This is a genomic window from Streptomyces chartreusis, assembly GCF_008704715.1.
Lineage (GTDB): Bacteria > Actinomycetota > Actinomycetes > Streptomycetales > Streptomycetaceae > Streptomyces > Streptomyces chartreusis.
Genome location: NZ_CP023689.1, coordinates 4,172,794 through 4,198,133, shown reverse-complemented (window position 1 = coordinate 4,198,133; position 25,340 = coordinate 4,172,794). Strand labels below are relative to the sequence as shown.

24 protein-coding genes are annotated in these 25,340 nt (G+C 70.5%); 14 read left to right on the top strand and 10 right to left on the bottom strand.

Features of this window, described 5'->3' with window-relative positions; all coding sequences use genetic code 11:
• Window positions 1–114: 114 nt before the first annotated feature.
• A complete protein-coding gene (locus tag CP983_RS17925) occupies window positions 115–636 on the bottom strand; it encodes a DUF6668 family protein (RefSeq protein ID WP_229914941.1) in 522 nt (173 codons plus the stop codon).
• Window positions 637–906: 270 nt separating this feature from the next.
• On the opposite strand from CP983_RS17925, the gene CP983_RS17920 reads away from it, so the two are divergent.
• A complete protein-coding gene (locus CP983_RS17920; RefSeq protein ID WP_150500445.1) occupies window positions 907–2,283 on the top strand; it encodes a tetratricopeptide repeat protein in 1,377 nt (458 codons plus the stop codon).
• Window positions 2,284–2,357: 74 nt separating this feature from the next.
• On the opposite strand, the gene CP983_RS17915 is transcribed toward CP983_RS17920, so the two are convergent.
• The 4 genes from CP983_RS17915 to CP983_RS17900 form a co-directional block, all read right to left on the bottom strand.
• Window positions 2,358–3,305, bottom strand: coding sequence for a M28 family metallopeptidase (locus tag CP983_RS17915; RefSeq protein WP_107904197.1), 948 nt, complete (start codon window positions 3,303–3,305; stop codon window positions 2,358–2,360).
• A 146-nt stretch (window positions 3,306–3,451) separates the two neighbouring features.
• Complete coding sequence (locus tag CP983_RS17910) at window positions 3,452–3,928, bottom strand: VOC family protein (RefSeq protein ID WP_150500444.1); 477 nt, start codon at window positions 3,926–3,928, stop codon at window positions 3,452–3,454.
• A 158-nt stretch (window positions 3,929–4,086) separates the two neighbouring features.
• On the bottom strand, window positions 4,087–5,040 hold the full coding sequence (gene rarD / locus CP983_RS17905; protein WP_150500442.1) for an EamA family transporter RarD: 954 nt from the start codon (window positions 5,038–5,040) through the stop codon (window positions 4,087–4,089).
• Window positions 5,041–5,220: 180 nt separating this feature from the next.
• On the bottom strand, window positions 5,221–6,075 hold the full coding sequence (locus tag CP983_RS17900) for an SDR family oxidoreductase (protein ID WP_150500440.1): 855 nt from the start codon (window positions 6,073–6,075) through the stop codon (window positions 5,221–5,223).
• A gap of 89 nt (window positions 6,076–6,164) precedes the next feature.
• Here CP983_RS17900 and CP983_RS17895 point away from each other — a divergent pair, with 89 nt between their 5' ends.
• The 3 genes from CP983_RS17895 (at window position 6,165) to CP983_RS17885 (ending at window position 7,735) form a co-directional block, all read left to right on the top strand.
• Complete coding sequence (locus CP983_RS17895) at window positions 6,165–6,572, top strand: winged helix-turn-helix transcriptional regulator (RefSeq protein WP_125528233.1); 408 nt, start codon at window positions 6,165–6,167, stop codon at window positions 6,570–6,572.
• Window positions 6,573–6,802: 230 nt separating this feature from the next.
• The gene (locus CP983_RS17890) at window positions 6,803–7,357 is read left to right on the top strand and encodes a DUF6082 family protein (RefSeq protein ID WP_150500438.1); all 555 of its coding nucleotides are present in this window, start codon (window positions 6,803–6,805) and stop codon (window positions 7,355–7,357) included.
• Between the two features lie 120 nt (window positions 7,358–7,477).
• A complete protein-coding gene (locus tag CP983_RS17885; RefSeq protein WP_030967202.1) occupies window positions 7,478–7,735 on the top strand; it encodes a hypothetical protein in 258 nt (85 codons plus the stop codon).
• Between the two features lie 54 nt (window positions 7,736–7,789).
• On the opposite strand, the gene CP983_RS17880 is transcribed toward CP983_RS17885, so the two are convergent.
• From CP983_RS17880 to CP983_RS17860, 5 genes are all read right to left on the bottom strand, one after another.
• Window positions 7,790–8,869, bottom strand: a complete 1,080-nt coding sequence (locus CP983_RS17880; protein WP_125528235.1) for a 2-oxoacid:ferredoxin oxidoreductase subunit beta — start codon at window positions 8,867–8,869, stop codon at window positions 7,790–7,792.
• A complete protein-coding gene (locus CP983_RS17875; protein ID WP_107904183.1) occupies window positions 8,862–10,790 on the bottom strand; it encodes a 2-oxoacid:acceptor oxidoreductase subunit alpha in 1,929 nt (642 codons plus the stop codon). The genes CP983_RS17880 and CP983_RS17875 overlap by 8 nt, the downstream gene beginning before the upstream one ends.
• 272 nt (window positions 10,791–11,062) lie before the next feature.
• Complete coding sequence (locus tag CP983_RS17870) at window positions 11,063–11,722, bottom strand: response regulator transcription factor (protein ID WP_280116610.1); 660 nt, start codon at window positions 11,720–11,722, stop codon at window positions 11,063–11,065.
• Between the two features lie 435 nt (window positions 11,723–12,157).
• A complete protein-coding gene (locus CP983_RS17865; protein ID WP_125528236.1) occupies window positions 12,158–13,522 on the bottom strand; it encodes a sensor histidine kinase in 1,365 nt (454 codons plus the stop codon).
• A gap of 121 nt (window positions 13,523–13,643) precedes the next feature.
• Entirely contained in the window at window positions 13,644–14,852 is a 1,209-nt protein-coding gene (locus tag CP983_RS17860; RefSeq protein WP_125528237.1) for a sensor histidine kinase, read from the bottom strand.
• 302 nt (window positions 14,853–15,154) lie between these two features.
• Here CP983_RS17860 and CP983_RS17855 point away from each other — a divergent pair, with 302 nt between their 5' ends.
• The 10 genes from CP983_RS17855 to CP983_RS17810 are packed head-to-tail and all read left to right on the top strand — an operon-like array spanning window position 15,155 to window position 25,142.
• Complete coding sequence (locus tag CP983_RS17855) at window positions 15,155–15,577, top strand: NADH-quinone oxidoreductase subunit A (RefSeq protein ID WP_107904177.1); 423 nt, start codon at window positions 15,155–15,157, stop codon at window positions 15,575–15,577.
• A complete protein-coding gene (locus CP983_RS17850; protein WP_150500436.1) occupies window positions 15,568–16,281 on the top strand; it encodes an NADH-quinone oxidoreductase subunit B in 714 nt (237 codons plus the stop codon). The genes CP983_RS17855 and CP983_RS17850 overlap by 10 nt, the downstream gene beginning before the upstream one ends.
• The gene (locus tag CP983_RS17845) at window positions 16,278–17,525 is read left to right on the top strand and encodes an NADH-quinone oxidoreductase subunit C (RefSeq protein WP_150500434.1); all 1,248 of its coding nucleotides are present in this window, start codon (window positions 16,278–16,280) and stop codon (window positions 17,523–17,525) included. The genes CP983_RS17850 and CP983_RS17845 overlap by 4 nt, the downstream gene beginning before the upstream one ends.
• Window positions 17,522–18,490 (top strand): complex I subunit 1/NuoH family protein, encoded by a 969-nt coding sequence (locus tag CP983_RS17840; protein ID WP_150500432.1) that lies wholly within the window; start codon window positions 17,522–17,524, stop codon window positions 18,488–18,490. Before CP983_RS17845 ends, CP983_RS17840 begins: the two co-directional genes overlap by 4 nt.
• A 2-nt stretch (window positions 18,491–18,492) precedes the next feature.
• Entirely contained in the window at window positions 18,493–19,044 is a 552-nt protein-coding gene (locus tag CP983_RS17835) for a NuoI/complex I 23 kDa subunit family protein (RefSeq protein WP_126901762.1), read from the top strand.
• Window positions 19,041–19,661 (top strand): NADH-quinone oxidoreductase subunit J family protein, encoded by a 621-nt coding sequence (locus CP983_RS17830; protein WP_107904171.1) that lies wholly within the window; start codon window positions 19,041–19,043, stop codon window positions 19,659–19,661. Before CP983_RS17835 ends, CP983_RS17830 begins: the two co-directional genes overlap by 4 nt.
• On the top strand, window positions 19,661–20,050 hold the full coding sequence (gene nuoK / locus CP983_RS17825) for an NADH-quinone oxidoreductase subunit NuoK (RefSeq protein WP_030947598.1): 390 nt from the start codon (window positions 19,661–19,663) through the stop codon (window positions 20,048–20,050). The genes CP983_RS17830 and nuoK overlap by 1 nt, the downstream gene beginning before the upstream one ends.
• A complete protein-coding gene (locus CP983_RS17820) occupies window positions 20,047–22,041 on the top strand; it encodes an NADH-quinone oxidoreductase subunit 5 family protein (protein WP_150500430.1) in 1,995 nt (664 codons plus the stop codon). The genes nuoK and CP983_RS17820 overlap by 4 nt, the downstream gene beginning before the upstream one ends.
• A gap of 6 nt (window positions 22,042–22,047) precedes the next feature.
• The gene (locus tag CP983_RS17815) at window positions 22,048–23,622 is read left to right on the top strand and encodes a complex I subunit 4 family protein (protein ID WP_150500428.1); all 1,575 of its coding nucleotides are present in this window, start codon (window positions 22,048–22,050) and stop codon (window positions 23,620–23,622) included.
• A complete protein-coding gene (locus CP983_RS17810) occupies window positions 23,619–25,142 on the top strand; it encodes an NADH-quinone oxidoreductase subunit N (protein WP_150500426.1) in 1,524 nt (507 codons plus the stop codon). The genes CP983_RS17815 and CP983_RS17810 overlap by 4 nt, the downstream gene beginning before the upstream one ends.
• The last annotated feature ends 198 nt before the right edge of the window (window positions 25,143–25,340 follow it).

Sequence of the window (25,340 nt, the reverse complement as noted above, 5' to 3'; positions counted from 1 at the left end):
AGTGATTGTCCGGGCGCCGGGGCCGGCCTCCGCGCTATGACCGGTGCTCACCAGTACGCAGCGACGGCCGACGCTCCCCCGACCCGACCCGACCCGACCCGACCCGACCCGACCTCACCGAGCCCGCCCGGTCAGCCGCGCCAGCGCCTCCGCCTCCCTCGGCGGCTGCCCGCTCAGGTCGCCGAGCCGCCAGGCCGGCACCCACGGCACCCGGTACACGTCGATCACCGACTCGATGACCTTGACGCGCTCGGCGAGCGGTCGCGGAAGGCGGCCCGGAGCGTCCGCGACCAGGACGACCGCGTCGAGGTCGAGCCCGTGCGGTGCCTCCCCGCGCCGGAAGACCTCCAGGGCGTTCAGCACGGCGGTCAGCCCGGCCGCGTGGGTGCGGGCCACGAGCAGTATCGACGGCGGATCGGCGGGGCCGGGCCAGCCGCGTCCGCAGTCGTGGCCGCCGTAGACCGAGGCGAGCGTCGACACACCGGCCCCGCCGCACACACCGACCCAGGAGAAACGCCGGGGTCGGAAGGCGCCGGGAGAGGGCGGAGGTTCCTCCGGGAGGGCCACCGGCCCGCGGATCCAGATCTCCGGCCCCAGCTGCGGCCGGCCATGCTGCACGCGCATGTCAGTCCGCATGCCCGCACTCCTCCCTCGTCACGCCAACGATCTTCGAGCCAGGCATGAGAACGCTGTGACGTGGCACAAGCTCCTGGAACGAGTCTGTGACGTCACGGTGACGTCCGTACCGTGCGCGGCCGGAGAGACTCGAGATTACGTGTACGACGTGTCCGACCTGTACAACCGGACCTGGACGCCGGGGAAGCGGAACCCGACGGCGAGAGGGAGCACCATGGAACCCGAACGCGCCGTCCGCGCACTCCCCGACGCATGCGAGTGAGGGAAGCGATGCCTCGACTGAGCCGCGCGAAGAAGCGGGAACAGAAACACGCCGCCGCGGCCCAGGTGGCCGCGCCGATCGACGTACACGTCCCCGTCGCCGGTCCGGGCGCGGGCGGCGCGTCCATCGGCGGCGTCCCCGTCATGGCGGCCCCGGGCGAGGAGATCCAGCACGTCGTCCTGGCCCACCTCCAGCGCATCGCCCGCGCCGGCGGCCACCCCGTGCACGCCACCGTCCACGACGAGCGCATCGGCTACGTCGTCCCGCTGCTGGTCGAGGAGGACGGCTCCAGCCGCTTCACCGCCGAGCCCGTACGCACCGGTCCGCCCGCGGCACAGGCCATTGCCGTGGCCCCTGCGGCCGAGCGGCCCGCGCTGCCCGCCCCTCCGCCGAGCACCGATCCAGCGCCGACGCCGGGCGGGGCCGGGTCTCAGGCGCCGAGCGCCGAACCGCACCACGACAAGCCCACCCATGTCCTACGACCGCTGCCGGGCCCGGCGCAGGACGCCTCGCCCACCTACCGGCTGCGCGCCCTGCCCGAGCCGGTGCGGGACGCCGCACCCGGCACGGTCGCCCCGCCGCTCGGGGAGTTCGGGCCACCGCCGGTCATGGACGCACCCCTGAACCCGAAGCCGACGCCGACGCCGGGGCCGGAGGCAAGGCCGGAACCGGCCGACGCGCCGCCGCCGCAGCCCTCCACCCGCATCCCCGTCTCGGACCCGACGCCCTTGCCGGTCCCGACCCCGGCCGCCAAGACGGCCCCCGGCCCCGACCCGCACCCTCGCCCCCACCCGCACTCCCACGTCCATCCCGACCCCGCCTCGGACCCCGACCCCAAGCCGGCACCGCCCCGCGGCTTCGACGCGGTCGCCGAGGCCGTTCTCGGGGATCCGCAGGGCGGCGCCACCGCCGACGCCTCCCCGTTCGGCGTATCGATGGCGCGGATCAATGACGCCGTGGCGGCGGGACGCACGGCGGAGGCGGCGGAGCTCGCGGAGCGGACCGTGGCGGAGGCGTCGGCGGTGCTCGGGCCGCAGCACGCCGAGGTGCTGCGGATCCGCGAACTCGGTGCCTACATCGCCTACTTGGCGGGCGAACCGGAGCGCGCCTTCGCGCTCGCCCTGGACGTGGCGCGCAGGCATCACAGCGCGCGTGACGCGGAGGCGGCGTACGGCAGTCTGCACGGCGCGGCCACGGCCTGGCGCGCCGTGCGGGACCCGGCCCAGGGACTGCACATGGGCCGGGACCTGCTCGGGCTGTGGGACGAGCTTGCGGCCGAGGGCGGTCCGGCCGCCGACGACATCGAGGAGCTGGAGGCGGCCCGTGCCCGCATGGACCGCCTCGCCGCCCGGGCCGCCAAGTCGACCGAACCGCCCACCGGCTGACCGTTCGCCGTCCGGTGGCGGCGACCCGGCGTACTACTCGACCGTTCGCCGTCCCGTGCCGGCGACCCGGCCTACTACTCCGACAGCTCCCACACCGCGTACGCGACGGCGTCGCTGTTGCGGTCGAGGGCGGTGTCGTTGATGTTGGACGTCGTGTCGCAGGACGAGTGGTAGCAGCGGTCGAAGGACTGCCCGGCCGTACCGCCCCACTTGGTCACCTGTGCCGCGGTCTTCGTGCGGCTCGCGCCCGTGAACAGGCCGCCCACCGGCACGCCGGCGCTCTTGAACGGCGCGTGGTCGGAGCGGCCGTCGCCCTCGGTCTCGATCTCGGTCGCGACGCCGAGGCCGGCGTAGTAGTCCTTGAAGGTCTTCTCGATCGCGGGGTCGTCGTCGTAGACGAAGTAACCCGGGTTGGGCGAGCCGATCATGTCGAAGTTCAGATAGCCGCTGATCTTCGCCCGGTTCGCGGAGGAGAGGTTGTTGACGTAGTAGCGGGAGCCGACGAGCCCCAGCTCCTCCGCGCCCCACCAGGCGAACCGCAGATGCTTGGTGGGGTGGTAGCCGGCCCGTGACACGGCGAGCGCGGTCTCCAGGACCGCCGCCGAGCCGGAGCCGTTGTCGTTGATGCCGGGGCCGGAGGTGACGCTGTCGAGGTGGGAGCCGGCCATGACGACCTGGTTGGCGTCGCCGCCGGGCCAGTCGGCGATCAGGTTGTAGCCGGTGCGGCCGGAGGACGTGAACTGCTGGATGGCCGTGGTGTACCCGGCGGCGTCCAGCTTGGCCTTCACGTAGTCGAGGGATGCCTTGTAGCCGGGGCGGCCGTGGGCGCGGTTGCCGCCGTTGGCGGTGGCGATGGACTGGAACTGGGTGAGATGGGCCTTGACGCCGGCCACGGGGATGTCGGGTGCGGCGGCCAGGGCCTCGGCTCTGGGCGCCGCGCCGGCTATGGATCCGCTGGTCAGGAGGGTGGCGGCAGCGACGGCGACAGCCGCCGACGTACGCCAGGAGACGGAGAGTTTCATGGTGGGGGGCTCCGAATTCCTTGGGGAATCGCAGGGATTCCTCAGTGAATGGGGTGCCTGGATGGTGAGGGTGAGCCTGACTCTCCGTCAAGAGCGCTATTCGGACGGGATGTTCGTATAGGGAAAACCCTGAGTCCGTCGCGGGCTCAGTGCACGCAGAACTCGTTGCCCTCCGGGTCCGCCATCACCACCCACGCCCCGGACGGTTCCTGCACCTGCCGCAGCACGCTCGCTCCCAGCCCTTCCAGCCGCCCGACCTCGTCCTCGCGTTCCCCGGCCGCCGTGTGCACATCGAGATGCAGCCGGTTCTTGACGGTCTTCTTCTCGGGAACGCGCTGGAACAGCAGCCGCCGCCCCAGCCCGGTACCGCTGTCCTTGTCGTACGGGTCGTCGGGATGCCGTACGGCCACCAGGTCCCGGAAGGCGAGCCGGGCGTGGAACTCGACGACGGCCTCGCGCGGCAGCGCGCCGAGCTCCAGCAGTCGGTCGATCAGGGCGTTGTTGTCCTCGACCTCGTAGTGCAGCACGGCGGCCCAGAAGTCGGCCTGGGACTGGGGGTTGGCGCAGTCGATGACGAGCTTCCAGTGCAGTGGCGCCGGTGCGGTAGCGGGTTCCTTTGTCATGCGACCACTCAATGGCGGTGGGGGAGCGGGACGCAACAGGAATCGCCGGTCGGTGCACAGCATGCTCGCGTGGCCGGGCTCTGTTTCAGCCCGTCCGGCGTTTGAGGACGAGGCCCGTTCAGGGCCGAAGCGGGGGGCTGGGGGCGGCGGCCCTCAGATCAGGCGTCCACCACGGCCGACTTCGGCTTCTCGACCCGCGGCACCCTGAACCCGGCGCTCCTCAAGCGACGCGCCGCGCGCCACGCGTCCGCCGTGAGCAGCGTCAACGCCAGCCACACCAGCGCGAACCCGGCCCACCGCTCGGCCGGCATGGCCTCGTGGAAGTAGACGACGCCGATCAGGAACTGGAAGACCGGCGCCAGGTACTGAAGCAGCCCCAGCGTCGACAGCGGCACCCGGATCGCAGCCGCGCCGAAGAAGACCAGCGGCAGCGCGGTCACCGCGCCGGCGGCCGCGAGCAGCGACGCGTGCCCGAAGCCCTCCGTGGTGAACGTCGACTTCCCCTGCGCCGTCAGCCAGGCCAGGTACCCGAGCGCGGGCAGGAACTGGATCGCGGTCTCGGCGGCCAGCGACTCCACACCACCGAGATTGACCTTCTTCTTCACAAGCCCGTAGGTGGCGAAGGAGAAGGCGAGGACGAGGGAGATCCACGGCGGCCGTCCGTACCCGACGGTCAGCACGATCACCGCGCTGAGGCCGACGCCGACCGCCGCCCACTGCACGGGCCGCAGCCGTTCCTTCAGCAGCAGCACGCCCATGGCGATGGTGACGAGCGGATTGATGAAGTACCCGAGTGAGGCCTCGACGACATGGCCCGAGTTCACGGACCAGATGTAGACGCCCCAGTTGACGGTGATCACGGCCGCGGCCACGGCGACCAGCGCGAGCCGCCGCGGCTGCCGGATCAGCTCACCGGCCCAGGCCCAGCGCCGCACGACGAGGAGTACGGCCGCCACGAAGACGAGGGACCAGGCCATCCGGTGGGCGAGGATCTCGACCGACCCGGCGGGTTCCAGCAGCGGCCAGAACAGCGGGAACAGCCCCCAGATCCCGTAGGCCGCGAAGCCGTTCAGCAGACCTATGTGCCGCTCGCCCTTGGACTTCCCGGTCACGGCCCCTCCTTCGTGCCCTCACGTGGCCGCGTCCCTACGTCGGCCCGCACGAAGGTAACGCCGAAAGCCCCCGCCTGTCATGCCCGTATCGCCATACGGTCATGACAGGCGGGGGTCAGGGCACCCGGGTGCGCTGCGGGGCGTTGCTTCCGCCCGCGGGGCACCCCGGAAGAGGTCGGGTCAGCCCTTCAGTCCGGCGGCGATCGCCTCGGAGATCGGCGTGGTCGGGCGGCCGGCCAGGCGGGACAGGTCCCCGCTGTCGACGACGAGTTCGCCCTTCTCCACGGAGGCGTCCACGCCCGCGATGATCGCGGCCACGGGCTCCGGCAGCCCGGCGCCGGCCAGGATGCCGGTGAAGACCTCGACGGAGACGGGGTTCTCGGCGATCTCCTTGCCGGTCTGCCGGCTCAGCTCGGCGGCGTACTCGGCGAAGCTCCAGGCGACGTCGCCACCCAGCTCGTACGTCTGGTTCTCGTGCCCCTCGCCGGTCAGTACGGCGACGGCGGCGGCCGCGTAGTCGGCGCGCGAGGCGGAGGAGACGCGGCCCGTGCTGGCGGCGTGGGTGACGGCGCTGTGCTCCAGGACCGGGGCGAGGTTCTCGGTGTAGTTCTCGTGGTACCAGCCGTTGCGCAGCAGGGTGTACGGCAGGCCGGACTCCAGGAGCGCCGTCTCGGTGCCGCGGTGGTCGTCGGCGAGGGCGGCCGTGAGGCTGCCGGGGGCGCTGGTGTAGGCGAGCAGGGCGACGCCGGCGGCCTTGGCGGCGTCGATGACGGCCTTGTGCTGGCCGACGCGGTCGTTGCCGACCTCGCTGCCCGATATGAGCAGCACCTTGTCGCCCGCGGCGAACAGTCCGTCGAAGGTCTCGGGGGCGCTGTAGTCGGCGACGGCGAGCTTCACGCCGCGTTCGGCGAGGTCGGCGGCCTTCTCGGGGGTGCGCACTACGGCGGTCACCTGGTCGGCCGGGACCTTCTCCAGTAGCTGCTCCACGACGTGGCGGCCCAGGTGTCCGGTGGCTCCGGTGACGACGATGCTCATGATCAGAACTCCTTGTGGGGTGCGGTGGCACTAACCCTAAGAGGTGCGCTAACTCTGCGAAAGTACCCACTTTGAAGTAAGGTACTGGCATGACGGTAAGTGGCGTGGTGGGCGTGACGGCGAGCAAGTACGACACCGGCGAGCAGATGTGCCCGCACCGGCTGGTGCTGGAGCATGTGACCAGCCGCTGGGGTGTCCTGGTCCTGATCGAGCTTCTCGACCGGCCCTACCGCTTCAGCGAGCTGCGCCGGGCGATCGGCCGGGTCAGCGAGAAGATGCTGACCCAGACCCTCCAGACCCTGGAACGCGACGGCCTCGTCCACCGCGACGCCAAGCCGGTGATCCCTCCGCGGGTCGACTACTCCCTCACCGATCTGGGCCGCGAGGCGGCGGAACAGGTGCGGGGGCTCGCGCTGTGGACCGAGGAGCGGATGGGGGAGGTGCAGAAGGCGCGGGAGGTGTACGACGCGCGAAAAGGCGGCTCTGATCAGGGGTGATGTGAATCGCCTGGTCCCGCCGGCAGGAATGCGTACGGCGCCTGGGGGCACACATATGTCAGGGCGTTGGTCGACATGCGAGACACGTCCTTCCATGCGCCCCCTCTCCGCCTCCCACGCCGCCGTTGACTGACGGGCAATGTGGAGGCGGAGTGCTACGCCCACCTGTGCGCCGCCCCGCGCTGCCACCGCATGGCGCACGCTCACCGGATCCAGGGGGTTGCCTTGACATGGCCACACAAACTCCGGCCGCCCGGCCCAGCAGGATCGGTTCTGCGGTAATGGCGGGACTCGGTTTCCTGCGTGCGCCTCTCGGTCGTGGCCGTCGTCGGCGTCAGGAGGAACTCTTGCTGGAACTGCTGCGGCAGTTGGCGCTGATGACCGAGGAGATGCGTCGGGCGAATCTCATCCAGCAGTACCGCCTCACCGTGGAGCAACTGGATCGAGCGATCGACGATCCGTCGCTGGCTACGGCCATGAGCACGTTGACCGGGCTCTCGGAGCGCCAGCGCCGACAGATGCTCTTCGCCAATCGTCAGTACGGGGTGCTGCTGATGGCTCATCGCGTGGGTGTCTATGACTGGGATGAGCTCGTCGGACACCTGCGCGTTCTATGTCGCAATGAGGTTTTCGCGGCGTATTGGGCCTCCACGGTCGAGCATCGACGCAGCGTTCCCAGTGAATCCCTCGAAAGTCGGGTCGGGCTGGTCGTTGATGCAATGCTGGACGACTTACGGGATGACCCGGACGAATGGTGGGTAATCGGGCCGGATTTAGAGGGGTAATAAATGTGAGAGGTATCACACGCGTGTAAGATCCAGAACACTGTGAACCCAAGGGGCGTCACTCATCGAGTGGCGCCCCTTGAGACGCGGGGCTGCGCGCCCCGAGAGGGGACCGCTCAGGTGCGCGACGACGTCTCGGCGTTCCGTATTACCCGTCGGCTCGGGGATCCTCCTAGCTTGCGGGGGAGTGCCACCGGCGAGACATGTCCGGACCTGTTCGAGCTCAGCAACGGCGATTTCGCGATCATCGGCACCGAGGCCACCGCCGATCTCGACCCTCATCTCCCCCCGGACGCAGCGCGAGCCGACTACGAGCGCATCGTCGTCATCGATCGCGACACCCTCATCCGCGCCAAGCGGGACATCCCCGACGCCTGACGCGAAAGGCCTGGGCGTCGTAATGCGCCCAGGCCTTCACATGGCCGTCGGCCGTCAGCCGACGACCGTCCAGGTGTCGCCACCCGCCAGCAACTGCCCCAGATCGCCCTTGCCGTTCTGCTCGATCGCCGAGTCCAGTTGGTCGGCCATCTGGGTGTCGTAGACCGGCCGTTCCACCGAGCGGAACACGCCGATCGGGGTGTGGTGGAGGGTGTCCGGGTCGGCCAGGCGGGAGAGGGCGAAGGCCGTGGTCGGGGATGCGGCGTGGGCGTCGTGGATCACGATCTGCGACTCGTTCTCCGGGGTGACGTTGACGACCCTCAGGTCGCCGGTCTGCGCGTCGCGGACCACACCACGAGCGAGGTCCGTGCCGAAGCGGATCGGCTGCCCGTGTTCAAGGCGGATCACCGCTTCCTCGGCCTGCTGCTTGTCCTTCAGGACCTCGAACGCACCGTCGTTGAAGATGTTGCAGTTCTGGTAGATCTCGATCAGCGCGGTGCCCTTGTGGGCAGCCGCCTCCCGCAGCACCTGCGTGAGGTGCTTGCGGTCGGAGTCGACCGTGCGGGCCACGAAGGACGCCTCGGCGCCGATCGCCAGGGACACCGGGTTGAAGGGCGCGTCCAGCGAACCCATCGGCGTCGACTTGGTGATCTTGCCGACCTCGGAGGTCGGGGAGTACTGGCCCTTCGTCAGACCGTAGATCCGGTTGTTGAACAGCAGGATCTTGAGGTTGACGTTGCGGCGCAGGGCATGGATCAGGTGGTTGCCGCCGATCGACAGCGCGTCGCCGTCACCCGTGACCACCCACACCGACAGATCCCGGCGCGAGGTGGCCAGGCCCGTCGCGATGGCGGGAGCGCGGCCGTGGATGGAGTGCATCCCGTACGTGTTCATGTAGTAGGGGAAGCGCGACGAACAGCCGATACCCGAGACGAAGACGATGTTTTCCTTGGCCAGACCCAGCTCCGGCATGAAGCCCTGGACCGCCGCGAGGATCGCGTAGTCACCGCAGCCGGGGCACCAGCGCACTTCCTGGTCGGACTTGAAGTCCTTCATGGACTGGCGTGCCTCGGCCTTGGGAATGAGCGAGAGTGCCTCGATCGTGCCCGTGCCTTCCGTGGACGTCTCAGGCATCGATGGCCTCCTTGAGAGCCTTGGCAAGCTGTTCCGCCTTGAACGGCATGCCGTTGACCTGGTTGTACGAGTGGGCGTCCACCAGGTACTTCGCCCGGACCAGGGTGGCGAGCTGACCGAGGTTCATCTCGGGGATCACCACCTTCTCGTAACGTCCGAGTACCGCGCCCAGGTTGCGCGGGAACGGGTTCAGATGGCGTAGATGCGCCTGCGCGATCGACTCACCCGCGGTGCGCAGACGGCGTACGGCGGCGGTGATCGGGCCGTACGTCGAGCCCCAGCCCAGCACCAGCGTCTTCGCCTCGTGCGGGTCGTCGACCTCCAGGTCCGGCACTTCGATGCCGTCGATCTTGGCCTGGCGGGTGCGGACCATGAAGTCGTGGTTGGCGGGCGCGTAGGAGATGTTGCCCGTGCCGTCTTCCTTCTCGATGCCGCCGATGCGGTGCTCCAGGCCCGGCGTGCCCGGGATCGCCCACGGCCGGGCGAGGGTCTGCGGGTCGCGCTTGTACGGCCAGAAGACCTCGCTGCCGTCGTCCAGGGTGTGGTTGGGACCCTGCGCGAACTGCACGGTCAGATCCGGCAGTTCGTCCGTCTCCGGGATCCGCCACGGCTCGGAGCCGTTGGCCAGATAGCCGTCCGAAAGGAGCATCACCGGCGTGCGGTACGTCAGCGCGATCCGCGCCGCCTCCAGCGCCGCGTCGAAGCAGTCGGCCGGGGTGCACGGGGCGATCACCGGGACCGGCGCCTCGCCGTTGCGCCCGAACATCGCCTGGAGCAGGTCCGCCTGCTCGGTCTTGGTCGGCAGGCCGGTCGACGGCCCGCCCCGCTGGATGTCGATCACCAGCAGCGGCAGCTCCAGGGAGACCGCGAGGCCGATGGTCTCCGACTTCAGCGCCACACCCGGGCCGGACGTCGTCGTCACCGCCAGCGAGCCGCCGAAGGCCGCGCCCAGCGCCGCGCCGATGCCCGCGATCTCGTCCTCGGCCTGGAAGGTCCGTACGCCGAAGTTCTTGTGCCGGCTCAGCTCGTGCAGGATGTCCGAGGCCGGCGTGATCGGGTACGAGCCCAGGTACAGCGGCAGGTCCGCCTGCCGGGACGCGGCGATCAGCCCGTAGGACAGCGCGAGGTTCCCGGAGATGTTCCGGTAGGTGCCGACCGGGAAGGCCGTCGTCGCCGGGGCGATCTCGTAGGAGACGGCGAAGTCCTCGGTCGTCTCGCCGAAGTTCCAGCCCGCGCGGAAAGCGGTGATGTTGGCCGCCGCGATGTCGGGCTTCTTGGCGAACTTCGACTTCAGGAACTTCTCGGTGCCCTCGGTAGGGCGGTGGTACATCCAGCTCAGCAGGCCCAGCGCGAACATGTTCTTGCTGCGCTCGGCCTCCTTGCGCGTGAGGTCGAACTCCTTCAGCGCCTCGACCGTCAGGGTCGTCAGCGGCACCGGGTGGAGGCTGTACCCGTCGAGGGAGCCGTCCTCCAGCGGCGAGGTGGCGTAGCCCACCTTCTGCATCGCCCGTTTGGTGAACTCGTCCGTGTTGACGATGATCTCCGCGCCGCGCGGCACATCGCCGAGGTTGGCCTTCAGGGCCGCCGGGTTCATCGCCACCAGCACGTTCGGCGCGTCGCCCGGAGTCAGGATGTCGTGGTCGGCGAAATGCAGCTGGAAGGAGGACACGCCCGGCAGGGTTCCGGCGGGGGCACGGATCTCGGCGGGGAAGTTCGGCAGCGTCGACAGGTCGTTCCCGAAGGACGCCGTTTCCGAGGTGAAGCGGTCGCCGGTGAGCTGCATACCGTCGCCCGAGTCCCCCGCGAATCGAATGATGACTCGGTCCAGCCGGCGGACGTCCTTCGTCCCTGCCGGTTTGCGCTGCTCTCCCACGACGGCTTCGTCGGCCTGCTCCGATGGGCTACTGACCTGGCTGGTCACTGAACTGGACCTCCTTCGAGGCGGCTGTCTGGGCTGGCCTTCCCGCAAGCCTTCCCAGGATCAACCCTACGTCCGCAAAGGTCGCCCTCCCTGGGCCATTCGCATGACGGACAAGGAATTGAGCCGGTTTGCCACCCTGACTTGTCATGATTTCCGCGCCCCCGGCGCTGCTTTTGAAGACGCTCCCTGTTGTTTGTTCGGTTGCCGCGCTCGCGTCCGTCCGGTGGACGCCGCGGAGCGGTCACCCACTTGACTGACACGGGGTCGGTCCATCAGGAGTTCAGGTAGGTGAGGACCGCGAGCACGCGCCGGTGGTCCCCGTCGCTCTGGGACAGCCCGAGCTTGAGGAAGATGTTGCTGACGTGCTTCTCGACGGCGCCGTCGCTCACCACCAGTTGCCGGGCGATGGCCGAGTTCGTCCGTCCCTCGGCCATCAGACCGAGGACCTCCCGCTCCCGTGGGGTGAGCCCCGCGAGCACGTCCTGCTTGCGGCTGCGGCCCAGCAGCTGGGCGACGACCTCCGGGTCGAGGGCCGTACCGCCCTGGGCGACCCGCACCACCGCGTCCACGAATTCTCTGACCTCGGCCACGCGGTCCTTCAGCAGATAGCCGACCCCGCGGCTGGAACCGGCCAGCAGCTCCGTGGCGTACCGCTCCTCCACGTACTGCGACAGGACGAGTACCCCGAGACCGGGGTGTGCCTTGCGCAGCAGCACGGCCGCCCGTACTCCTTCGTCGGTGTGCGTCGGCGGCATCCGTACGTCCGCGACCACCACGTCCGGCAGCTCGCCCTGGCCGTCCAGCTCGGTGATGGTCTTGACCAGGGCTTCGCCGTCCCCGACCCCCGCCACGACCTCGTGCCCACGGTCGGTCAACAGCCGGGTCAGCCCCTCCCTGAGCAGCACCGAATCCTCGGCGATGACCACCCGCACCCTGTCCTCCACGATCCTCGGCCCCCCGAGCCTTGGCGTTCGGCCGAGCGTGCCCCGGCCCTGTCGTCCTTCGCGACCTCAGTATCCCGCGATCGGCTCTTCCGTACCGGGCCTGTGGATAACCTTCCCGACGCAGTTCGGATCGCGTGGGCACAAAGGGGGCGACTTCGGGGCGCGTGCTCAGGGAGTGCTTGCAAACAAACGAAAAGCCGGCAAAAGGAAAGCCGGTAAACGGAGGCCCGCCGACCGGAAAGCCGGACCCCGGAACTCCGCCGACCGGAACTCCGCCGACCGAACCCTGGGAAACGGAAATCCGGCACACGGAAATCCGGCCCCGAACCCACCGGAGCCGGATCTCACCTCACCGGGCGCGCGGTCGAACGCCACGCCTCGAACGACACAGGCACGCCGCGAACGGCAGCGGCACGCCCTGGCTTACACCGTCCGCCACGGCAGCTCCGCCGTGACCCGGGTCGGCCCCCCGACCGGCGAGTCCACGACGAGGATCCCGTCCACCGCGTCCAGCCGTTCGGCCAGCCCCGACAGGCCCGAGCCGCCGGACGTCGCCGCGCCGCCTATCCCGTTGTCCACGACCTGCAGCATCAGCCGGTTCTCCACCCGCCACACATCAACGGCCGCCCATGTGGCCCGCGAGTGCTTGCTGATGTTCTGCAGCAGCTCGGAGACCGTGAAGTACGCGATCCCCTCGATCGCCGGAACCGGCCGCTCCGTCAGGTCGACCTGGACCTCCACCGGCACCGTGCACCGCGAGGCCACCGCCGACAGGGCCGCGTCCAGACCACGGTCGGTCAGGACCGCCGGATGGATGCCGCGGGCCAGATCGCGCAGCTCCTGGAGCGCCGTCTTCACCTCGCCGTGCGCCTCGTCGACCATCCGCGCGGCGGCCTGCGGGTCCTCCGCCAGCTTCTCCTTCGCCAGGCCAAGATCCATGGCCAGGGCCACCAGCCGGGCCTGCGCTCCGTCGTGCAGGTCGCGCTCGATGCGCCGCAGGTCGGCAGCGGCCGTATCGACGACGACCCCGCGGTCGGACTCCAGCTCCACCACGCGCGTGGCCAGCGTCGACGGCCCGAGCAGACCGTGCACCAGCAGCCGGTCCACCGTCGTCAGGGCCCGCACGATCCAGGGTGTGGCCAGCGTGAACAGCAGGCCCACCAGCGCGGTGACGGTGATCTCGAAGGGGTTGTCGAGGTAGAAGCTGTGCGTCTCGTCGCCGTAGATCTGAAGCCCGTCCTGGCCGGCCCACATCGGGAAGACCCAGAACCACAGCGGGTACGTCAGCAGCGCCCAGCCGTACACCCACACGTTCAGGGCGACGACGAACGAGAACACCGCCCACGGGAAGTGCAGCACCGCGTACAGCAGGGCCCGCCACGACGTCCCGCTCTTCAGTACGGCGCCCATCCACGCCATGAAGCCGCGCCGGCGCATCCGCAGCGGCTCCGGGTCGGCCACCTCCAGGCCGAGCAGGGCACGCGCGCGTACCCGCTCCAGCGCCCCGAAGCCGCGGCAGCCCGCCAGGCCCGCCGCCAGCACCGGGATGCCGAGGAACGTCACCAGCAGGCCCGCGCCCAGCGACACCATCGTGATGGCGTACACGAACAGCAGGATGCTGATCGGCAGGCTCAACAGCACGTACCCGAACTCACGCCAGCTGCGTGCCTCGAACGGCGCCCGCAGTCCGGCCGGCAGCCGGTGCCGTCGCCCGCCGCCGTGCTCGGGGAGGCCGTGCTCGTGGAGAGCGAGCCCGTGCCCGTAACCCTGTCCGTACTCCGTGGCCATCGGCTCGTCCGTTCTCCTCGTCCCGTAGCCCCCGCGGGGCTGTGCCGTCGTACCTCCACCTTCCTAGGCCGCAGGTCCTCGCGACATGGAGGCCGTCGGCGTCTTGAACGGGGGGTTTTCCCTACCCCTGCCCGGGGGTGCGGTCCCGCCAGGGCAGCTCGGCCGTCACGGTCGTGGGACCGCCGTGCGGCGAGTCGATCACGAACAGTCCGTCCACCGCGTTGAGCCGGTCGGCCAGCCCGCGCATACCGGTACCGCCGTCCATGCTCGCCCCGCCGCGGCCGTCGTCCCGCACCTGGATGAGCAGCCGGTCGTCCGACCGCCACACGTCGACCGACGCCGACTTCGCCGCACTGTGCTTGCTGACGTTCTGAAGCAGCTCGGAGACCGTGAAATAGGCGATGCCCTCAATGGCGGCGACCGGTCTGGCGAGCAGGTCGACGGTCACCTTCACCGGCACCGTGCAGCGCGAGGACACAGCCGACAGGGCGGCGTCCAGACCGCGGTCGGTCAGGACGGCCGGATGGATGCCGCGGGCCAGGTCGCGCAGCTCCTGGAGCGCGAGCTTCACCTCGCCGTGCGCCTCCTCGACCATCGAGGCCGCGGTGTCGGGGTCCTCCAGAAGTTTCTCCTTGGCCAGGCCCAGCCCCATGGCGAGGTTCACCAGCCGGGCCTGCGCGCCGTCGTGCAGATCGCGCTCGATGCGCCGCAGATCGGCGGCCGCCGTGTCCACGACGACCCCCCGGTCCGACTCCAGCTCGGCGATCCGGCGCTCCAGCTCGTCGGAGGGCGACAGCAGGCCGCGCACCATCGCGCGGTCCGCGTTCGTCAGGCCCCGCGCGATGAACGGCAGCACCGGCCACAGCACGAACAGCGAGGTCAGCGCGATGACGAAGGTGAGGATGCCCCAGGGCAGGCGGATGAAGTCGTACAGGATCGTGCGCCAGCCGACCGGGTCCTTCAGTGCCTGCCACAGCTGCGGGAAGAAGCCGTCCCGGCCGCCGCGCAACGGCAGCGGACTCGGCTCGGCCACGTCGACGTTCAGCAGCGCACGCGCGCGTGCGCGTTCCATCTTGCCCAGCTGCCGGGCACCCACCAGGCCCGCCGCGAGCAGCGGGAAGCCGATCACCGTCAGCGTCAGCATGGCGCCGGTGAACAGCACCACCGCGACATAGGTGAAGCCGAGCAGGGCCAGCGGAAGGTTCGCCAGGAGGTGCGCGATCTCCTTCCAGGTCTGCCGGTCGTAGGCGAAACGGGCCGGCGGCAGCGGCTGCTGCTCGCGTTCGGGCCGCCGGGAGGCGTCCCTGACAGGGCTGGGGCGTTCGGTCATATGGGCTAGCGTGCCGCGCGCCGGGCCGCCGCGCCATGGAGCGGACCGCCGCGATCCCCGGGGGAAAACCCCACCCCGGGCCCGATCGCGTGCAGCGGTCGCCAACCGCGCGGTGTCGCGTCGCGCGTCTCGACGAGATCTCAAGGCGTGACGGGCTGCTTACGGTCTCTTTAGCAGGGCCTAGACTCCCGTGCGTACAGATCGTCGAACAGTGGTGTTCACGAGATCACATATCGCAGGACACTGGTCCCAGGGCCCGTTCCTGGGGCATCGGTCACGAGGTCAGGGAGCGAGGGGCGGACGTGTCGGATCAGACCGTCGTCGTCGCGGCGGATGCGCACAACGTCGTCGTCTCGGCGGACTACTTCCAGTCCTACTCGGTGGTCGGGCTGCTCGCCGTCATCGGCGTGCTGTTCGTCGCCGTCGCGTTCGGGGCGGGCCGCCTGCTGCGCCCCGTGGTCCCCACACCCGAGAAGCTCATGACGTACGAGTGCGGCGTCGACCCCGTCGGCGAGGGCTGGGCACACACCCAGGTCCGCTACTACGTCTACGCCTTCCTGTACGTGATCTTCGCCATCGACTCGATCTTCCTGTTCCCCTGGGCGACGGTCTTCGCCGACCCGGGCTACGGCGCGACCACCCTCGTCGAGATGTTCGTCTTCCTCGGCTTCCTCGCCGTGGGCCTGCTGTACGCATACAAGAAGGGCGTCCTGGCATGGACGTGACGCCAGAAGTGAATTCGCCGGAGCGCGCGGCAACGAACTCGTCCGAGCCCGTACTGCTCCCGGAGCCGAAGCGACTGGGCGCGCTGGCCCGCCTCGCGCCCGAGCCGATGAAGGTGATCCTCAACTGGGGACGCCGCTACTCCCTCTGGGTCTTCAACTTCGGCCTCGCCTGCTGCGCGATCGAGTTCATCGCCGCCTCGATGGCCCGCCACGACTTCATCCGCCTCGGCGTGATCCCCTTCGCGCCGGGCCCGCGCCAAGCCGACCTGATGGTCGTCTCCGGCACGGTGACGGACAAGATGGCGCCGGCCGTCAAGCGCCTGTACGAGCAGATGCCCGAGCCGAAGTACGTCATCTCCTTCGGGGCCTGCTCGAACTGCGGAGGCCCGTACTGGGACTCCTACTCCGTCACCAAGGGCGTCGACCAGATCATCCCCGTCGACGTCTACGTCCCCGGCTGCCCGCCGCGCCCCGAGGCGCTGCTCCAGGGGATCCTGAAGCTCCAGGAGAAGATCGCGCGCGAGTCGCTGGGGGAGCGGTACGGCCACGGCTCGGCGCGACCGTCGGCGGCGGCGCTGCAGAGCGGGTTGGTGCGCGGTCCGCAGGTACCGGGTGCCGACGGTGCCGGTACCTCCGGTACTGGTGCTTCCGGTAGTGGTGCTTCCGGTACTGACGCCTCCGGCGCGGGGGAGGCCGCCCGATGACGACGACCGGCTGGCTGCCCGCCCCCGTCGAGGACCTCTTCGGCCCCGAGGCCACGGCCGAGGAGTCGTACGAGGTCCTGACGGTCGACGTACCCCCGGCCTCCTGGCTCGCCGCACTGGAGGCGGCCCGCGACGGGCTGGGCTGCACGTATTTCGACTGGCTGAGCGCCGTCGACGAACCCGGCACCGGTTTCCGCGTCGCCGCCCATGTCGCGGCCCTGTCACCGGTACGGCGCCTGCTGGTCCGCACGACCGTTCCGCACGAGGCGCCGACACTGCCCTCGGCGGTGGGCGTGTACGCGGGCGCGGGCTGGCACGAGCGCGAGACGCACGAGATGTTCGGCGTGGACTTCACCGACCACCCGGCCCTGGACCACCTGCTCCTCCCCGAGAACTTCGAGGGCCACCCCCTCCGCAAGGACTTCGTCCTCGCCGCCCGCGTCGCCAAGGCCTGGCCCGGCGCCAAGGAACCCGGCGAGTCCGAACACGGCGGCCCCAAGCGCCGCCAGATGCTCCCACCGGGCGTCCCCGACCCGAACGAATGGGGCCCCCTGAAGGGCCAACTCCCCCCTGCCCCGGCCCGCCCGGCCCGAGGCGCGGGCCGCGCTGCGGGAGCCGCGGGGGAGCGGCCGGCCCGCGCGGCTGGGGAGCGCCCGGCGCGGGCAGCGGGCGAACGACCGGTGCGTCGTGCCCGTACGTCGGCGGAGGGTTCGGCGAGTCAGGCGGCGCCGGAGGCCGGGGCGGCGGAGGGTTCGGCGCCGGCATCTGCGCCCGCGCGTCCTGCCCGTACGGCGGCCGAGGGGCCGGCGAGCCAGACGGCACCGGCCGCCGGAGCGCCCGAGGGCACCGCTGCCCCGTCCGGCCCTCGTCGCTCGCGCAGCGCCTCGCAGGGGTCGGCGAGCCAGAGGAGCGCGCCGGAGGCGGCACCTGAAACGACCGCTCCCGACAGGTCGGCGCCCGAACCGGCCGAATCCGGCGCCCCTGCCGCAGCCGACTCGGCGCCCGATACGGCCGCCTCCGAGACGGCGACCCCCAAGACGTCCCGCAGCTCGGACGCCCCGTGGCACCACGCGCGGCCGGCCTTCGACGAGCCTGAGCGCGAGCGCCCGTCCGAGTCCGAATCCGACTCCGAATCCGAGCCTGAGCCGCGATCGCAGCCGGAGTCCGAGCCTGATCCGGAATCGGACCCGGCGGACAGCAACGACTCCGCAGACCGCAACGACTCCGCAGGAGGCCCGCAGTGAACGACGCGCTCGACGTCACCCTGCGACTCCTGATCGTGTTCGTCGTCTTCCTCACGTTCCCGCTGATCATCGGTCAGACCGAGCACAAGGTGATGGCCCACATGCAGGGCCGCCTGGGCCCGATGTACGCCGGTGGCTTCCACGGCTGGGCCCAGCTCGTCGCCGACGGCGTGAAGTTCGCGCAGAAGGAGGACGTGGTCCCGGCCGGCGCGGACCGCCGTATCTTCCAGCTCGCGCCCGCCGTGGCGCTGCTCCCCTATCTACTCGTCCTCCTCGCCATCCCCATCGGCCCGAGCGAGGGCGCGGTCGGCGAGGTCATCGACGCGGGCATCTTCTTCGTCCTCGCAGTGATGGGCATCGGAGTCCTCGGCTCGCTGATGGCCGGATGGGCCTCCGCCAACAAGTTCTCCCTCCTGGGCGGCCTGCGCACCGCAGCCCAGCTCCTCGCCTACGAACTCCCGATGCTGCTCACCGCCGCCTCCGTGGCGATGGCCGCCGGCACCGTCTCCCTCCCCGGCATCCTCGACGCCTTCGAGTGGTGGTGGCTGCCCTGGCAGATCGTCGGCGCGATCGTCTTCTTCGTCGCCGGCCTCGCCGAGCTCCAGCGCCCGCCCTTCGACATGCCGGTCGCCGACTCGGAGATCATCTTCGGCGCCTACACCGAGTACACGGGCCTGCGCTTCGCCCTCTTCCTCCTCGCCGAGTACGCCGGAATCGTCGTCCTGTGCGGCCTGACCACCGTCCTCTTCCTGGGCGGCTGGCACGGCCCCTGGGGCGCCGACGGGCTCGGCTGGGTGTGGACCCTGCTGAAGACGGCCGTCCTCGCCTTCATCGTGATCTGGCTCCGCGTCACCTACCCCCGACTGCGCGAGGACCAGCTCCAGAAGCTCTCCTGGACCCTCCTGGTCCCCCTCTCCCTCGCCCAGATCGCCCTCACCGGCGTCGTCAAGGTGGTGATCCGGTAACCATGGCCCCCATTCCCGGCTCTGGGCTCGCCAAAGGCCTGGCCGTCACCCTGCGCACGATGACGAAGAAGTCCGTCACCGCTCAGTACCCGGACACTCAGCCCGACCTCCCGCCCCGCACGCGCGGCGTGATCGGCCTGTTCGAGGAGAACTGCACGGTCTGCATGCTGTGCGCCCGCGAGTGCCCGGACTGGTGCATCTACATCGACTCCCACAAGGAGACCGTCCCGGCCGCCGCTCCGGGTGGCCGCGAGCGCAGCCGCAACGTCCTGGACCGCTTCGCCATCGACTTCTCCCTGTGCATGTACTGCGGTATCTGCATCGAGGTCTGTCCTTTCGACGCCCTGTTCTGGTCCCCGGAGTTCGAGTACGCCGAGACCGACATCCGCGAACTCACCCACGAGCGCGACAAGCTCCGCGAGTGGATGTGGACCGTCCCGGCCCCGCCCGCCCTGGACCCCGCCGCCGAGGAGCCCAAGGAGATCGCCGCCGCCCGCAAGACCGCCGAGAAGCTGGCGGCCGCCCAGGCGGAACCGCAGGAGGGAGAGTCGTGAGCCTTGCCGCAGCCGCCGCGACGGCCCACGCCTCGACCACCACCGCCGCCGAGGCACACGGCTTCCTCTCGCCGACCGGCGTCGAGATCACCTTCCTCCTCGTCGGCCTGGTCACCTTCGGCGCCGCCCTGGTCACCGTCACCACCCGGCAACTGGTGCACGCCGCCCTGTGGCTGGTCGTCGCCCTCGGCGGCCTCGCCGTGGAGTACCTCCTGCTCACCGCCGAGTTCATCGCCTGGGTGCAGGTCCTCATCTACGTCGGTTCGGTCGTCGTCCTCCTTCTGTTCGGTCTGATGCTCACCAGGGCCCCCATCGGCCGCTCCCCGGACGCCGACTCCGGCAACCGCTGGGCCGCCCTCACCGTGGCCGTCGTCGCCGCGGCCACCCTGATCTGGGTGGTCGTCGACGCCTTCCGCACGACCTGGATCGACCTCGACGGCCCTGCCGCCGGCTCCACCCGGACCACCGGCGAGAGCCTCTTCCAGAACTGGGTCCTCCCCTTCGAGGCCCTCTCCGTCCTCCTCCTCGCCGCCCTGGTCGGCGCGATCGTCCTGTCCCGCAAGGCGAAGGAGACCGCCCCCGAGCCCGGTGCCCCGAGCGAGAAGGAGCCGCGCTGATGCATCTCGCCTATCCCGCCGTACTCTCCGCCCTCCTCTTCTGCACCGGCCTGTACGGCGTCCTCGCCCGCCGCAACGCGATCCTGGTCCTGATGTCGGTCGAGCTGATGCTCAACGCCGTCAACCTCAACCTGGTCGCCTTCGACGTCTGGCTCAGCCGAGCCGCCGAGGAGACCCTGCACTCCGGACAGGCCCTGACCCTGTTCACCATCACCATCGCCGCCGCCGAGATCGGCATCGGCCTGGCGATCGTGCTCGCCGTCCACCGCAACCGCGGCACCTCGGACATCGACAAGCTCCGCGACACCGCCGAAGGCCACGAGCCCGACGGCCCCGACCACGACGCCCTCACCGCCGGGCAGGCCGAGAAGGCTGAGGCCACCGCGTGACCACGACCACCCTCGCCGTACTCGTCCCCCTCCTTCCCTTCCTCGGCGCCGCGGCCGGCCTGCTCCTCGGCCGCACGGCCCCCGGCTTCGTCCGCCCCCTCGCCGTCCTGCCGCCGCTCGCGTCGCTCGTGCTCGCCACGGTCGTCGCCGTGCGCCAGGGCGGCGGCCAGGCGATCAACTCCGCCACCGAACTCACGCCCACCGGCTCGGTGCCGATCGAACTCGCCCTGCACATCGACGGCTTCGCCGCCCTGGTCGCCGTGCTCGTCGGCGTCGTCGCCACCTGCGTGCAGATCTACTCGACCGGCTACCTGCGCGACGACCCGCGCTACCCCTCCTACGCCGCCCTCGTCTCCCTGTTCACCTCCGCGATGCTGCTCGTCGTCTACTCCGGCGACCTGATGGTGCTGCTGGTCGGCTGGGAGATCATGGGCATCTGCTCGTACTTCCTGGTCGGCCACTACTGGGAGACCCCGGAGGCCCGCGCCGCCTCCATCAAGGCCTTCCTGGTGACCAAGCTCGGTGACGTCCCCTTCCTCATCGGCCTGTTCGCGCTGGCCACCGACGCCGGGTCCTTCCGCATCACGACGATCCTCGACACCGTCGCGGACGGCGGCCTCGACAACCCGACCCTGGTCGCCCTGCTGCTGCTCGCGGGCGTGGCCGGCAAGTCGGCGCAGTTCCCGCTGCACACCTGGCTACCCGACGCGATGGCGGGCCCGACGCCCGTCTCCGCGCTGATCCACGCCGCGACGATGGTCGCCGCCGGTGTCTACTTCGTCGCCCGTCTCCTCCCGGTGTTCGAGGCCTCCCAGGCCGCGATGATCGTCCTCGCCGCGATGGCCGCGGTCACGATGATCGGCTCCGGTCTCGCCGCGCTCGCCCAGGACGACATCAAGCGCGTCCTCGCCTACTCGACGATCGGTCAGCTCGGGTACATGACCGGCGCCCTCGCCGTCGCCGACCGCGGTGCCGCCGTCTTCCACCTCCTGTCGCACGGCGCCTTCAAGGCGCTGCTGTTCCTCGCCGCCGGCGTGATCATCCACGCCTCCGGCACCAACTCGCTGGCCGCCATGTCCCGCATGAGCCACCTGCGCGACCGCGTCCCGGACGCCTTCTGGACGATGACCGTGGCGCTTCTCGCGCTCGCCGCGATCCCGCCGTTCAGCGGCTTCTTCTCCAAGGAGTCCGTCCTCGGCGCCGCCGAGCACGTCGTCACCGGCCACACCGAGCACGCTCCCGCCGCCACGGGCTGGCTCGTCCTCGTCTCCGGCCTGGTCACGGCCCTGCTCACCGCCGCGTACGCGATGCGCCTGTGGCTGCTGGCCTTCCGCGGCCACGGTGCCGAGGCCCCCGGCCACGGCAGGCAGCCGCTGACGATGACCGTCGTGCTGTGGGTGCTCGCCGTGCCGTCCCTCGCCGTAGGCGCGTTCGCCTACCGCGTGCTGCCCGACTGGTTCGACGGCCGCGACCTCACCCCGACCCTCACCACCTCCGTCCTCGGCACGGGCGTGGCTCTCGTCGGCGGCATCGTCACGTACGCGGCCTGGCGGCACACCACCTCGGTCGCTGCCCGCTTCGCGCTGGGCGCGGTCGCCGCCCACCCGGAGGGCGACGCCGGACTCGTCGAGGCCGAGGCCATCGCCAGCCACGCGCCCGTGTACGGGGGAGTGGCCTACGCACCGGACCCGGCGGACCCCGGGCGGCTGCTGCTCGGCCCCCTGCACCGGCATGCGGCCGTCGGCTTCCACCTCGACGCCGTCTACCAGGCGCTGTTCGTCCGCCCGGTCCAGGCCGGCGCGAGTCTCGTCCGGTTCCTCGACCGCGAGGTCGTCGACACCTACGTACGCGGCGCGGGCGCCCTACCCCGCTGGCTCGGCATCGCCGTACGGCGCGCCCAGACCGGCAATGTGCAGACCTATGTGAGCGCGCTGCTCGCCGGCACCGTCGTCCTCGCGGTCGCCGCCGTCCTCGTCGCCACGGGAGCGTGAGCAGGCGTGATCGATATCAACGAGTCCGTGATGCAGTTCCTTCTGGCGTTCGTCGTCGTCGGCCCGCTTCTCGGCGCGGCCGCCGCTCTCCTGCCCGCCCCGCCCGGACTGAAGGGGAAGTCACCCGAGCAGGCAGTGCTCCGGCACGGCGTCACCGTCACCGGCGCGGTCCTCATCGCGGCGATCGTCCTGGCGCTCGGCTTCGACCACGACCAGCCGTCGAAGATGCAGGCCGGCACGGACATCAGCTGGATCCCCGCACTCGACGTGCGCATCCACCTCGGCGTCGACGGCATTTCCCTCCCCCTCGTGGTCCTGACCGCGCTGCTGACCTTCCTCTGCGCGCTCTACTCCTACTTCAAGATGCCCGCGGGCCCGACCCCGAAGGCATTCGTCGCACTCGTGCTCGTCCTGGAGTCCGGCACCCTCGCCACCTTCGCCGTCCTCGACCTGCTCCTGTTCTTCCTCGCCTTCGAGATGGTCCTCGTCCCGATGTACTTCCTCATCGCCCGCTGGGGCGGCGAGGGCAGGACCGCGGCCGCCTGGAAGTTCATCCTCTACACGCTGCTCGGCTCCGTGGTCATGCTGCTCGGCCTGCTCCTGATCGGAATCAAGGCGGGCACATTCGACATGGTGGCACTCGCCACTGACAACGGCCGGTCGCTGACCACATCCGTGCAGGTCATCGCCGTTCTGTCGATCGGGATCGGGCTCGCCGTCAAGACCCCGATGTGGCCGCTGCACAGCTGGCTGCCCGACGCCCACACCGCAGCCCCGACCGTCGGCTCGGTCCTGCTGGCCGGCGTACTGCTGAAGATGGGTACGTACGGGTTCATCCGCATTCTGCTGCCGATCACCCCGGACGGCTTCGCCGACTTCGCGCCCTATCTCGCCGCCTTCGCCGTCGTCGGGATCATCTACGGATCGCTGGCCTGCCTCGCCCTCGCCAAGCAGGGCGCGAAGGGCGACCTGAAGCGCCTCATCGCCTACTCCTCCGTCGGCCACATGGGCTTCGTCCTGCTCGGCATCGCCACGATGACCCCGACCGGCGTGAACGGCGCCCTGTTCGCCAACATCGCCCACGGCCTCATCACCGGCCTGCTGTTCTTCCTGGTCGGAGCCCTCAAGGACCGTACAGGCACCACCGACCTCGACGCCCTTGCCGAGCAGACCGGCGCCGCCCTGTACGGCAAGGCCCCGCGCCTCGGCGGTCTGCTCGCCTTCGCCGCGGTCGCCTCGCTCGGGCTGCCCGGACTCGCCGGGTTCTGGGGCGAGATGCTCGCGCTGTTCGGCGCGTTCGAACCCGCCCCCGAACTCAGCCGCCCGGCCTTCCTCACCTTCATGGCGATCGGCGCCTTCGGCACCCTGCTCACCGCCGCGTACCTGCTCCTCGTGGTCCGCCGCGTCTGCATGGGCGCCGCACCGCAGGACGCCCCGAAGCTCGCCGACGTCCAGAGCTACGAGTTCGCGGCCTGGACCCCGCTCGTCGCCCTCACCGTCGTCGCCGGACTGTGGCCGAAGACCCTCCTCGGCCTGACCGACCCGGCCGTGCAGCAGCTCCTCTCAGGAGGCACCCGATGAGCTCCCTGGCCCAGCCACTGGCCGCGAACCTCGTCCAGTCCGTCGACTGGCTCGCCATCGCGCCGCCCACCCTCGCGGCGGTCGTCGCACTCGTGGTGCTCGTCGCCGACCTGTTCATCGCGGAGAACAAGAAGGCGGTGCTCGGCTGGACCTCCGTGGCGGGACTCGCCGCCTCCGCGCTTCTGCTGCTGCCCCTCCTGGACGGCGACCGCTCCACCTTCTGCCTGGCCGGCGACGCCGAGCTGTGCAGCTACACGGCCGACCGCTTCACCCTCGTCATCCAGTTCCTCGTCCTCGGCGGCGCCCTCCTCGCGGCCCTGCTGTCGGTCACGGCACTGAAGGACGCCAACAAGGGCCTCCCCGAAGGGGAGTTCTGGTTCCTGCTGCTCTCCTCCGCTGCCGGAGCCGCCCTGCTGCCCGCCTCCCGGGACCTCGCGACCCTCATCGTCGCCCTGGAAGTCGCCTCACTGCCCGCCTTCGCCCTCGTCGGCCTGCGCCACGGCGACCGCAAGTCCTCCGAAGCGGCACTGAAGTTCTTCCTGTCCTCGGTCACCGCGACCGCGGTCAGCCTCATGGGCATCAGCTTCGTGTACGCCTCCACGGGCACCCTCTACCTGACGCAGATCGCCGACCGCGTCCAGAACGTCGACGGCCAACTGGAGACCCTCACCCAGACCGGAGTCGTCCTCACCCTGGTCGGCTTCGCCTTCAAGACGGCCGCCGTGCCCTTCCACTTCTGGGTGCCGGACACCTACGTAGGGGCGCCGCTGCCGATCGCCGCCTACCTGTCGGTCGTCGGCAAGGCGGTCGGCTTCACCGGCCTGATCCTCATCACCGTCATCGCGCTGCCGTCGTACGCCGACGTATGGGGCCCCGCCCTCGCGGCGCTCGCCGCGCTCACCATGACCGTCGGCAACGTCGGCGCCCTGCGACAGCAGGCCACGCGCGCGTACAGCGCGGTACGCCTGCTCGCCTGGTCCTCCGTCGGACAGGCCGGCTACCTCCTGGTGCCGATCGCCGCCGCCGCGTACTCCGACGACGCAGAGCGCTCCATCGGCTCCACCGTCGCCTACGCGCTTATGTACGCCGCCGTGAACCTCGGCGCCTTCGCGGTGGCCGCGCTCGTGGGCCGTACGAAGACCCTCAACCGCATCAGCGACTACCGCGGCCTGTACGCGCGCAACCCGATCTCCGCCCTGATCCTGGCCTTCTTCCTGCTGTGCCTCGCCGGACTCCCGCCAGGCATCATCGGCCTCTTCGCCAAGGTCACTGTCTTCTCCGCGGCCGTCGACGCCGGACTCGGCTGGCTCGCCGTGGTCATGGCCGTCAACGTCGTGATCGCGCTGTTCTACTACCTCCAGTGGACGGCCCTGCTGTTCCGCGCCCCCGAGGGCGAGCCCGTCCGGTACCTCGCCCCCGCGCCGGTCACGGCCGCGATGGCGCTCACCGGGGTCATCGGCATCGCCCTGTCCGGAGCGCCCCAGCTGATCCTGCGGTTCACCGACACCGGGCTCTTCTGAACCCTGGGGCCGAGCCCCGGGGAGCGTTCCGTACGCGCGCGTGGAACGACCCGCCCTCCACGCGCGCGGGCGCGTTCACCCGTCCGGCCCACGCCCGCCGCCGCACGGGCAAGGGAACCCGGGGCCCTCGCCTGGCGTTGACCAGTACAGAAGGGTCCACTGGACGTGACATCACGGCACCAGTGGCATCGGAGATCG